The sequence below is a fragment of the Limnospira sp. genome, from assembly GCF_051859755.1.
GTDB lineage: Bacteria > Cyanobacteriota > Cyanobacteriia > Cyanobacteriales > Microcoleaceae > Limnospira > Limnospira fusiformis.
Genome location: NZ_JBIMLI010000150.1, coordinates 1 through 11,790, shown reverse-complemented (window position 1 = coordinate 11,790; position 11,790 = coordinate 1). Strand labels below are relative to the sequence as shown.

10 protein-coding genes are annotated in these 11,790 nt (G+C 39.6%); 2 read left to right on the top strand and 8 right to left on the bottom strand.

The window, feature by feature from the left end; translation table 11 throughout:
• Nucleotides 1-135 precede the first annotated feature (135 nt).
• From ACTIE0_RS20185 to ACTIE0_RS20165, 5 genes are read right to left on the bottom strand one after another with little or no spacing between them, the layout of a single operon-like run.
• Nucleotides 136-552 carry a hypothetical protein gene (locus ACTIE0_RS20185; RefSeq protein WP_006667993.1) on the bottom strand — a complete coding sequence of 139 codons (417 nt, stop codon included), beginning with the start codon at nt 550-552 and terminating at the stop codon, nt 136-138.
• 16 nt (nt 553-568) lie between these two features.
• Nucleotides 569-1,282 carry a GUN4 domain-containing protein gene (locus tag ACTIE0_RS20180; protein ID WP_006667992.1) on the bottom strand — a complete coding sequence of 238 codons (714 nt, stop codon included), beginning with the start codon at nt 1,280-1,282 and terminating at the stop codon, nt 569-571.
• A 31-nt stretch (nt 1,283-1,313) separates the two neighbouring features.
• Complete coding sequence (locus ACTIE0_RS20175; RefSeq protein WP_006667991.1) at nt 1,314-1,475, bottom strand: hypothetical protein; 162 nt, start codon at nt 1,473-1,475, stop codon at nt 1,314-1,316.
• Between the two features lie 8 nt (nt 1,476-1,483).
• Nucleotides 1,484-2,749, bottom strand: a complete 1,266-nt coding sequence (locus ACTIE0_RS20170; RefSeq protein WP_006621760.1) for a serine hydrolase — start codon at nt 2,747-2,749, stop codon at nt 1,484-1,486.
• Between the two features lie 7 nt (nt 2,750-2,756).
• Nucleotides 2,757-4,376, bottom strand: a complete 1,620-nt coding sequence (locus tag ACTIE0_RS20165; protein ID WP_006621759.1) for a protein kinase domain-containing protein — start codon at nt 4,374-4,376, stop codon at nt 2,757-2,759.
• Between the two features lie 186 nt (nt 4,377-4,562).
• Between ACTIE0_RS20165 and ACTIE0_RS20160 the strand changes: the two genes are divergently transcribed.
• Nucleotides 4,563-7,046 carry an FHA domain-containing protein gene (locus tag ACTIE0_RS20160; RefSeq protein WP_006621758.1) on the top strand — a complete coding sequence of 828 codons (2,484 nt, stop codon included), beginning with the start codon at nt 4,563-4,565 and terminating at the stop codon, nt 7,044-7,046.
• Nucleotides 7,047-7,243: 197 nt separating this feature from the next.
• Here ACTIE0_RS20160 and ACTIE0_RS20155 read toward each other — a convergent pair whose 3' ends face one another.
• Together ACTIE0_RS20155 and ACTIE0_RS20150 are read right to left on the bottom strand one after the other, a co-directional pair.
• Nucleotides 7,244-7,588, bottom strand: coding sequence for a ParB/RepB/Spo0J family partition protein (locus ACTIE0_RS20155; RefSeq protein ID WP_006621757.1), 345 nt, complete (start codon nt 7,586-7,588; stop codon nt 7,244-7,246).
• Nucleotides 7,589-7,591: 3 nt separating this feature from the next.
• The gene (locus ACTIE0_RS20150) at nt 7,592-8,125 is read right to left on the bottom strand and encodes a ParB/RepB/Spo0J family partition protein (RefSeq protein ID WP_006667995.1); all 534 of its coding nucleotides are present in this window, start codon (nt 8,123-8,125) and stop codon (nt 7,592-7,594) included.
• Nucleotides 8,126-8,733: 608 nt separating this feature from the next.
• Between ACTIE0_RS20150 and ACTIE0_RS20145 the strand changes: the two genes are divergently transcribed.
• Nucleotides 8,734-8,970, top strand: a complete 237-nt coding sequence (locus tag ACTIE0_RS20145; protein WP_006667998.1) for a hypothetical protein — start codon at nt 8,734-8,736, stop codon at nt 8,968-8,970.
• 94 nt (nt 8,971-9,064) lie between these two features.
• Here the strand turns inward: ACTIE0_RS20145 and ACTIE0_RS20140 are convergent, their stop codons facing one another.
• A complete protein-coding gene (locus ACTIE0_RS20140; protein ID WP_439516961.1) occupies nt 9,065-11,326 on the bottom strand; it encodes an alpha/beta hydrolase family protein in 2,262 nt (753 codons plus the stop codon).
• Nucleotides 11,327-11,790 lie beyond the last annotated feature (464 nt).

The window sequence follows — 11,790 nt, the reverse complement described above, 5'->3', positions numbered from 1 at the left end:
CGTTTCACCCAACCTACATGGCTAAAATTATTAATTATTAATTATTAATTGTTAATTATTATAGGTTGGGTGGAGGTACGAAACCCAACGCCAGCATCTGTAAATGATGTTGGGTTTCACTGCGTTTCACCCAACCTACATGGCTACTCCTCTGCGATTAGCCGGTAAGCCGCGATTACTGGGGGTAAAGCAGTAAGCATTGCCATCAATCTTATGAATGTTCTGACGTAAGAAGCGATCGCAATTTCCTTCAGGAACAATAATCGTTTGATAGAGTCTTCGTCCTGAGAGATTTTCATAATAGGGAATCCAGAGAACCCCTAAATTCCCAAATCCATGCTCAAAATGAAGAGCCTCACCTCTTTTTTGAGCCTCTGCCTCAGTTTGCCAAGCCGACTCCGCAATCACTCTTCGACCTTCAAAATCAGCACTGCGCCAGTTAAGACGGGGATAGGCGAAAGAAGTCTCTATTGTGGCTAAAGTGCCAAATATTAAGCATAGAAAAGACAGGGCAAGTTTCTGCATTAGAAAATAAATAAATTTAGATTTCATAGTGTAACTTACGGGGTTAAAGCCTACATTCCAAAAACCGAGAATTTTCCACAACTACACCCCCACAAAAGCCAGGTGCTCTCCCTGAGTCACAGGCTGTGTAACAATGATTTACTGAATTTCCCGAATAACAAGGTAAATGTCCTGGAGGTGCTTGCAAATCAAATATAAAGTTCTGGTAATTCCTCTTAGAAGAAGGAGTAATCAACCATCCCAAAGCTGCATATAACCGAAGAGATGCTTGAAAAACTTCACGATTTCGCTCCCCCTCCATCAACCCTTGAAGTTGAGTAGTATTGAATTGCTCTCTCCAAACTTTAAGTTGAACACTATAACCAAAGTTTCCATTTGAGTGCTTCTTCCAAACCTCATCAATTCTCCTCAAATCTGAACAAGAAATTTGAGCAATTTCTTCTGGATGGATTTGGCTTCCTAAATTGCCCCATCTATTACCAACTTGCTTTATTAATTCCCAGTTTTGCTCATCAGCCTTACGCCAGTCTCCCTCCTGTGCAAAGTTTTCTAAACGAGAATACATAGCCTCCACATCCTGTCCTCCTTGGCTCTTTAAAACAGGCAAACTAGACCTAGTTATAAGAACATGGTATTGGCTATCTATTTTTGAATTAGCAGGAAATTGAACCAAAATAAGCCATAAAACAATGATTGATAATCCCCAAAAATAAAAAAACTTTTTGTATTTTATTAACTTCGGCTTGTGCATAGTCATAAGCTGAATGAATAGTTTTCCAATAATTAAATCAAGGAAAAGTGGAAAATTGATCGATGTCAATTCTAACTTTATCTATTTCTGTACCGTCCGCAATCTGCTGAATGTTGCCAGTCCCTGCAAAAACCCAGTCAGATACCCAAAATAATATCAGAAATACACCCCAATGATTGGCCAATTTTAAAAAACTCATTATTTTCTTTACTCGAACATTCTTTCATAAACTAAGCGTGAAATAATTGGAAAAAATTCCCAATCCTCTCCATAAGCAGCCCCATCGCCAAAGACTGATATAATATAGGCTCTATTTTTAGACCTATGATGAATTAAAGCGACTTCGAGCCGAGAATCATTAGTCCACCCGACTTTTGAATAAAAATCAATCTTTTGTCGATTTTGATAAATTCCTTTTCCTAAAAAACCATCAACTGAATCATATTCCTCGGGCTTCCAAACTTGAGGATTTAAATCTATTTTAAGCAGTGACATTATTTGCATTGATGTGGTTTGAGAAACAGCTTGATAAGTAGCAATTTCATACATTAATCTAGACGCATGTCGAGCCGTCATTTGATTACGAATTGGAGGCTGATTATCACCACGCATACGCAGATCCCATCCTTGAGGATAATTCATTCCCAAATAGGGGATGGGAAAATTTTTCTGACTGATATTTATTCCTGAATATCCTGATTTTTGAAAGAAATAATTGACAGAATAGCGTTTATTTAGCCAAGTTTGGTAGTCTTCTGTATGGGAAATAGATGTGGTATCAGTGATAAAATCTACAATTCGGCTAGCTGCTTCATTATCAGATTTTTGGATGAGTTTACAAATAGTAGTAACACATCCCATTTTTGGTAAATCAATTGGTTGAGGAGGAATGTTGCGCTCTGCTTGTAAGGAATAATACGCGACTAACCAAAACAATTTCGGGATACTGGCAGGATAACGAAAAACATCAGCTTGATAAGTGCCTTCAGTTTGTTTATTTAAATCAATCAAGTGTATAGATAAAGAATTAGTTGGAAGACCTCGCATTCTGGCAGTATAAACAACTTCATTAACAATATTTTGTAAATTATCATTGGGCTTAAAGTGAGTAGGATTAGTGACATTATAAACCCAATTGGGGTTAATACCTTCTCTTGATTCCAGTCTAGAAGTTATATTTAAATCTACAGAATCTGGAGATAAATCTATACTATTAGGTGGCTCTCGAAAAATTGTATTATCTAAATAGCGATCATTATTTAATGAAGGTTTAGGAGGAAATACAAAGTACAAAATAGCTGCTCCACTTAGTCCTAAAACTAAACTCACTGACATAACAATTGTAGTCCAAGCTAACCTTGATAAATGCTTTTTATTCGGGTAATTATTAGTCGCTAAATAGGCACGTCTCAATCCTTGACGTTCACCCTGATTTTTATGATTATTTTTGAAAAAATATTTATGCACAGCCATGATGTATTTAATCAACTTTTTGATACCAGGATATTTTTAACTGATTATTTTCTTTTTTTATGGTATATCGATATCTGGATGTACTGAAATAAGCATTATTGGGATCGGGTCTGCCGTTGCGATATAATGTGCCATCTTCTGTAACTATCAGCTCTATTGTTGCATTGTTTTCATCTGATTCAAAACGCTCTACAGAATCAACGCGCTGAATTCCATACTGATAATAAGCATTATTATTTTGTAGCCAATTTATGGGGCCATCGGCTTTAACTAAATCAGTGAGTAATGCACCTGTGGTTAAATTACGGGCAGCATCTCGACTATAAGGAGGTGCAAAAATTTTGGATTTAGACTGAAGCCATTGTTTAACTAATGCAACAGCTTTTTCTTCTGTAATAGATGGTATTGCTTGTACAGCAGGCTTTGGTGGCTGAGATTCGGCTTCTGATTCCGATTGCGATGGTGTCTGGCTTGCAGAAGCTGTAGTTGTCGGCTGAACCTCAACGGCTATAGGATTGTCTATTGCATTATCAGCAACACTATTCCAAAATCTTGAGACAAAAAGTCCAACAATAATGCAACTGCCAATTATTCCACCCGTTAATACTGCTTTAGCCCATTCTGGCATTGTTGATGGATTTTGTAATGCTGTCGGACTCATAGACTGAGCTGGAGAAAGAATAGTAGCTGCTTGACTTACGGGAACAGAAGAAACAATTGTTGGAGGTTGCTGGTTGGGATTGCTAGAAATTATTGTAGCTGTAGGTTGCCCAGTCCGGGAAACAGAAGTACCTGTATGAGATGTGAAATTCAGCGCAGCTCGCATTTCGCCAGCCGTCGAAAAACGCTTGTCTGGATGAGATTGAATAGCTTGTTCAATGGCGTTAGCAAAACTTGGTGTAATTGTCGGAACTTCAGAGCGCCAAAGGAGATTTCCGCTGAGAGGATCTGTTGAAAATTCTTGCGGAACTTTTCCAGTTAGGCAGAAAATGGCAGTCAATCCTAAAGCGTATAAATCACTGCTGTATATAGGGCGACCTATAGCTTGTTCACTAGCCATGAACCCCGGTGTACCAACAACCACCGATCGCGTCGGATTTCCAGAGTGACTCAGTACAGTTCCCATCGTCTCTTTGACGGCACCGAAATCAAGCAATACAGGTTCTAAATTGCTCGATCGCAGCATAATATTGTCAGGTTTAATGTCGCGATGAACAATTTGCTTACTGTGAACATATTCCAGAACAGACAGTAAGCTGACTAGCATGGCTCGGACAGAGCTTTCACGCATTGAAGCGTGGCGATGAACGTAGTCCGTTAAGGTTTGACCTTCGATCCACTCTTGAACCAGATAAAATAAGTCATTTTCACGAAAATAGGCGTAGAGGGTTGGAATTTGTTGATGAGCCGTTCCCAGTTCCTCTAAAATAGCAGCTTCTCGTTGAAACCGATCTTGTACTAATTGATAAATATCAGGATTATCCGTAACAGGCTTTAGTTGTTTAATGACGCACCTTCGCCCGGATGGCATTTGAGTATCTTCAGCCAGAAATGTTTCTCCAAAACCGCCAGAACCTAAAGGCTGAATGATTTGATAGCGGTGGTTTAATAAAGAATGGTCAGCCATAGTAATTCCTCAACCAGTTCATTGGTAAGTACGAACTGTCTTTATTGCTTATACCTATTTATTCCAACAATAACACGCTTAACTCTGAAACTCAAGCCAAGAAATATAAATTTTCTTTTAAGTTTTAACGGATTGACCTTGAAAAAATTTAAGATAAAAAACTTAATAGCATAGTTTTCATAACCCATGAGCCATAGTCTACCTAAAACCCAGCTTGAAAAATCTTCCGATCCATATCTGGAACTGACAAACCAGACCCAAACCGTCACATTTGCACTGACAAAGGCTCAACTGATACTTGGTAGGGCTACTGATGCAGATTTAAAGATTCCCGAAGACTGGTTAGCAATTTCTCGTTACCAGGCTACTTTAACTCGCAACGGCGATGAATATGAGATTTACGACGGTATCACCAAAAATGGTACTCGCCAACCCAGTCGAAATGGACTGCTTGTTGATCAACGCCGGGTAGGGGTTGTGGAATATTATCAATTATTCGACGGGGCTGAGTTGCAAATTGGTCAAGATCCTATGACTCTCATTCGTCTGAAATACCATAATCCCCAAAACCCTAAATTCATTGTCTCTAGCACCACGAGAAATCAATCAATTAGTATCAAAAACCGTTCGATTGTGCTAGGTCGCGACCCATCTTGTAACTTGGTTCTTGATTCTCCTGTAGTTTCCAGAAAGCACGCTGTCATTGACAAGTTTGATGGTGGGTACTACCAGTTATTTGACTACAGTACAAATGGTGTTTTCGTCAACGAACAGAAAGTCAATCAATCTATGCGGCTTCCCGATGGTTGCACAATTCGCATCGGTTCATTTATTTTGGTGTTGAGTGGCGATCGCCTCACCCTTCAAGACCGGGGGGATAAATTGCGTCTTGATGCTTGGGAAGTTACCCGCATTGTTTCCAAACATTCCCGAAACAGCCAAACTTTGCTCAATTGTGTTTCAATTCCACTCGAACCCGGTCAACTGATTGCAATTGTTGGCGGAAGTGGAACGGGAAAATCAACTCTTTTGAAGACACTGCTAGGTATTCAACCTCTTTCTGGAGGATATGTTTATTTAAACGGCTCAGACCTGCAACAAAATTTTAATATCTACCGTACCCAAATTGGCTATGTACCTCAAGAAGATATCGTACATAGAAATCTGACGGTTGATCGGGTTCTCACTTTTGCTGCTCAATTACGCCTTCCCCCTGATACAAATATTGAGGCAGTTATTCAAAAAACTCTGACTGAAATTGAACTTTTAGATCGACGGCATACCCTAATTAGCCAACTAAGTGGTGGTCAATTGAAGCGAGTCAGCATTGGCGTTGAACTTTTAGCAGACCCCAAGTTATTTTTCCTCGACGAACCCACATCAGGACTCGATCCAGGATTAGACAAAAAAATGATGCAACTTCTGCGAAAGTTAGCTCACTCAGAAAATCGAACTGTAGCTCTTGTTACCCATGCTACTGCAAACATCACTTTGTGCGATCGCGTTGCCTTTATGGGAAGGGGAGGAAATCTCTGTTACTTCGGACCCCCTAGCGAAGCTCCTAGTTTTTTTAATGTAGGACGGGATGACTTTGCAGAAATTTATAATGAACTGGAAAAGTCTCCAGAAGAAAATCAAGGCTGCTCCATCGAAGATTATTGCCAACAGTGGAATACTCGATTTAAACAGCATACTGACTACCAAAAATATGTCCGAGATGCTCTGATTATTCCCGGTAAAATTAATGCCAATTCTCCTGGAATAAATCAAGCAAATCAAACGACGACAAAATTCAAAGATAAACCAAAACAGGTTAAGCCTTCTGCTCTGAGGCAAATAAGGGTACTTTTACAACGAGACATCCAATTGGTTTTAGCTGACCGATTTAACTTAGGACTATCATTGCTAACTGCTCCCATTGGAATTGCCTTGATTACTTTGGCTATCCGCGAGCAAGAACCCCTGATTCTTGGCGACGGTTCCGATCCGACCCTGGCTCCTTTAGCTCTGCGCGTTCTATTTGTATTTACCTGTGCGGCTATTTGGGTCGGGTTGTCAGGATCATTGCAAACGATTATCCGAGAATCAGCTATTTATGCCCGTGAACGTCTTGTGAACTTGGGTTTGTTTCCTTACCTGGGATCCAAAATTCTGGTTTTATGCTTTTTAGGATTAGCGCAAACATTGTTAATGGCTGCGGTTGTGATACTGGGTTTTAAATCTCCAGAACCAACATTCATACCTTGGCTTATTGGACTCAGTATAACCACCTTTCTAACCTTAGTTACGAGTGGTTGTTTGGGTTTGGCAGTTTCCTGTTTTGTTCATAATGAGACTCAAGCAAATACAGCCCTTCCTCTATTGTTACTTCCTCAAATTATTTTTTCGGGAGTGTTGTTCAAAATGGAAGGAATCGGAAAAATTATTTCTTGGTTGATGCTCAGTCGTTGGTCTGTGGGGGCTTATGGGGCTTTAGTTGATGTGAATGCAATGGTGCCGGAACCGATGAAAACTCCCGACGGGAGCATTATTCCTCAACCTTTTGAAGTGACACCTGTTTACGATCCAACCTGGTCTAATTTGAGTTTAAACTGGTTTTTACTTGGATTGCACGCAATTGTTTATTTGACATTAGCATTGTGGAAACAAAAGCAGAAAGATATTTTTTAATCTCTCCACAGTCATTGCATGAATGCCACATCAAATGAAAGTATAGCGTTTTGAATCTATGAAACTCTACTCCCATCTGCTCTAGGAAAAAGGAGCCACGCAGATTATGAGATGCTTCCAATAGAAGTTGCAATTTGACTTAGACATATAATAATTTCACCCTGATACCGTATGGGAAAATAAATCCTCAAAAATTTTCAATTGTCTTCATAAAGCAGTAACTTCAACCGTTTCAGCAGTCCCTCAATTTCAGAACGTTTTTGAGGGGATAGCCTAGCCTTTGAACGTCGGAATTGTTTGGCTAGGTCGGAGATCTCAGTTTCCAATTGGTCTGGCAGTTCTGATACTTTCGTTTCCTTCACCAATTTCTGCACCTGTCTCAGGGTCAATTTTTGACCGATCGCCTTTTCTAGTAGCGCCAACCTTTCCTCCTCGGACTTTAACTTGGCTATTTCCTTCGCTTTGGTGTAATCAATATCGCCCTCACCCAGAGCTTTCAGAATTTCCGGTGGCAGTTTCAACAGTGGTAATTGATTGCTCACGAATCAATCCCACGACATTCGACCCAGAGAGTCAAATGTGGATTTGACAATTTCGGCTTCCGATGTACCCATAGCGCTATGGGTAGTTACTTTTTTCTTAGCGTCGTTTTTCATTCGGTGCAGTAGCGATCGCACCTTTTCCACTGAGTCATTTAAGTTGATAGCCAACAGCCGCAAAATCGCCTCGGTTTCTTCAATCGGGTTCAAATCCTCCCGCTGGATATTCTCAGTCAAAGCGCACTGCAAAGCCTCAGCATCGCTCATCTCCTTAACTTGAGCCGGTACCGTCTCAAGTCCCACAATTTGAGCCGCTCGATAGCGACGCTCCCCCGCTACCAACTCATACTTATCCCCCCCAATGGGACGCACAATCAAATCTTGCTGGATGCCACTGCTTTTAATACTGGCAGCCAGTTTATTGATGCCTTGCTCACTAAAATACTTTCTCGGTTGCACTTTCGAGATCACGATTTGCTTGATGGGAATTTGACGACGATCGCCAAATGTTCGGATTTGATAGTTTGGTAGAGTTTTCATCGGTCCTTTGGTAGTGCAGTGGTTTTCGGGTTTCCCTAAAATAGTTATCGGCTCGGATCGAGAAATTTATGCAATTTAGCACCCGGGTTTCCAGTCACTCTCCCCTTCCCACGCATCCAGCACAAATGGCTAGATGAGCGATCGCCTTTTCCCCAAGTTGAGTAGGTTGGGTGGAGGTACGAAACCCAACGCCACCATCTCTTAGTATGGCCTTTTTCCCCCAATTTGAGTAGGTTGGGTGGAGGTCACGAAACCCAACGCCACCATCTCTCAGTGTGAAAAAATGAGGCGATCGCCCAATTTGAGTAGGTTGGGTGGAGGTACGAAACCCAACGCCAGCATCTGTAAATGATGTTGGGTTTCACTGCGTTTCACCCAACCTACATGGCTAATTTCGATGTCTTCTAAACAAGAATACCGCGTCGAATGTAGGGGCGGGTGCCGCCGTCAGCCATCAAACACACCGGGCAGCTATATACACCCGCCCGCAGCAGCCAATTATTAATTATTAATTGTTAATTGTTAATTGTTAATTGTTTCTGACCCGCCACCAGTTCCGCCTTAGCAAAAGTCCGTCCGACAGTCTGAAAATTTCAGAAGGTTTATTGATGTATAAGCCAACTCGCCGCCAAGCGTTTCCCGGCTTTGTCGAAAGAGCGATCGCCTTGATGATAGGTGAGTGTTTGAACATATTTTACCAAGTGGCGGCGGGTTCATATATTCTGCCACCTGGTGTTTTCGATGTAGAGGTTTTGCCAATGTGTTTGAGGTGGTGGCAATATCAAAACTATCAACAATCACTCAAACATATCAGACTCATTACGTTCACCACAAAACCAACTTGAGTTTGAATTTTATGGCAACAAGTAGAGCTGTTGCAAAGTTCTCTCAATAATACTTATATAATATAAGTATTATTGAGCATCATTAATATCTTGATTAATTCTCCCAATATGTTCCTCGGGCGGTTTCTAAGCGAGTGATTTTGAAGTTTTCATCTACATGAATTTTGCCTTCATGTCGCCCAATTATTCGAGTTCGGTCGTCATTATAGTGATTTTCTACAAAAGGCGGAATTTGCCAGTTGGTAAAATCATCCCCAAGTAAATCTCTTTCCACGATGTCTTGGAAAACACTAACTACTCCGGTATGACGAGTGACAGGATTAATCGGAGTACTAATAATATTTATACCCCACACATTTAATCGTTCTGTCCAAGGATAATCAATTAAAAACGAAACATCTGCTGTTGATGATGCTGTTAGATTACCTATACTCGACGCTGAACCATCAACAAGTGATAAAGAATTTTGGGCTGCTTGATTAAATTGAGTAGGTAATTCATATGTGAATGGATCAAAAATATTCAGATCATACATTCCAAATGCTGGGTCTAATGCAACTAAATTTTTTGTGTTATCAATTCCGTCTCCAATTTCTCCTGCAAGATAAGAGCCTAAACTATGACCAATGACAGTTAAGTTTTCTCCACTATTTACTCCTGATAATTCTAGAGTTTCAATAGCCCAGTCTGCAACTCGACGAATACGCCCAGCAGGTCCGCCAGGCCCTGTAAATCTATGCGCAGATTGTTTATGCCAATCAAGTGCTAACACTTGAGCATCAGGATTTTTATCTTTGATAGTTAAGCCAAGGTTATAAATTCCATCTCCACTATTTAATGGTTGACCCTCTGTTGAGGAACCAGCCCATCCGTGAATTACAATAATAGTCTCTTTTGATGGGTCAATATTTGCTCGTTCATTTAAAGAATTACCACTAAATTCCCGAAACGCTGGAGGAGTCCCACTATGTATCCAATCGGCAAATTCAAAACTCCTCGTAGTATCAGAAAGTTTGGGCTGCCAAGTTAAATCAAAGTAAGCATTCCTTTCCTTTTCACGATACTGGACATAAATCGAATAATCACCACTTTGTTGTGGAGTAAAGGTATATGTTTTAGTATTATAAGCGGTTTCCCATTCCCAATCATTACGAGTTATAAATTCCCAATTTTCACTATCAATTGGACTAGCCGCTATTCTAAAACCATCATCTGAACGTACCGTAAACTCATATTGTTCTCCGGCTTGAAACTCATACTGAGTTAACATATTCTTGCTAAAATAATCCGAAGCAATATTTCCTATGAATCCGTCACCCAAATCAATGAAAGGTTTTCGATAATTTCCATTACCAACATCAGGACTACCCCAACCCCAATTTTCTGAAAAACCTATATTGCCATCACTTCTAACATTGGAAACGGTTTTACCTGCTACCGCTTGTGTTGCATAACGTAAATTATCTAAAGTACGATTCTCCCATTCATAAATATTAATATACCAACGATCTTGCAAGCTGGATGTTTGCAAATTTGTTAATTCACCATTGATGTCAACTGTAATATTGTCATTTATACTACGAGCAAATTCCAAACTTTCAACGTCTAAATTTTGACTTCTGACTTGCATAGCAAAAGCCAAACCAGTATCTCCTAATGATTCCTCATTACCAAGATAATCGTCTAAATAATGTCCAATTTCTTCTGTTAATACATCAGTGACAAATCTCACGTCATTTAGGGAGAATACTTCTTGACTGATATAAATAGTATTTGTATCTTTTGCGTATGCACCTTGTGCCCCGCCAATATCTGCACTAGATACAATTTCAATTGTTGGGACAATTTCTCCTAAAATAATTTGATTGATTAAATTTTGAGCAGCCTCTATGTCAACCTGTTCCCCGAAAACTGATTTAAGTTGTTCTTCTACATTAGAATTATTTACAAACGAATTTAATCTATCAAAAGCCTTGCTATATGCTTCTTCCCATAAATTCATTTCTGACAGATTTAGTGGATTATCTGTTAAGTTGGATACACCAGAAATTTCGCTTGCATAATACCTGCTATCTTGGTCTGCATTGTTGGTAGTAATATGACTATGATGCCCAAACCAGGCATAGCCTGAAGCGTCTTCTATGAGGGTATTGTTTACTGAATTGACGACATTATTTAAGGAAGGAAAAAGTTGATCCAATACAAAAATATCTTCAAGGTTATTAGTCAAAGCATAATTTTGAATGTCTGGCACAAAATCAGCATTTGCAGACGAAGAATAATTGAAATTATCAGTAATCTCTTCTGATATAACAAGATTCATTGTAGCTTCTTGGCTGTCAATATCATAAATCATGACTAATATTTCCTCAAGTATTCAATATGGTGTGAGTAAGTTTTTCCCAAATTCCAGACCAGACAACCTTAGCCACCAATTGGTACTTAAAAGGTGTAATTGTAGTGCCAAATATTTTTAATGCTGGTTCGGTCAAATTTTGGTTTTTGGTATTTACGGGATAAACTTTAACTCCAGCACCAGTATATACTCATTATCTTTATTGGCATCAAGATCGTTACAAAATTTTACGTTTACTCTCCTGATTTTTTTTCAGTAATTTCACGGATTTTACTAAAAGATTTAACATTGATAATCCTATGGTTGGAGTTTGAGGTTTGTGCTATGGAGTTAACTTGCTAATCTATGGACAAGTAACTTAAAACCTATTCTTCATAAAGCAGTAACTTCAACCGTTTCAGCAGTCCCTCAATTTCAGAACGTTTTTGAGGGGATAGACTAGCCTTTGAACGTCGGAATTGTTT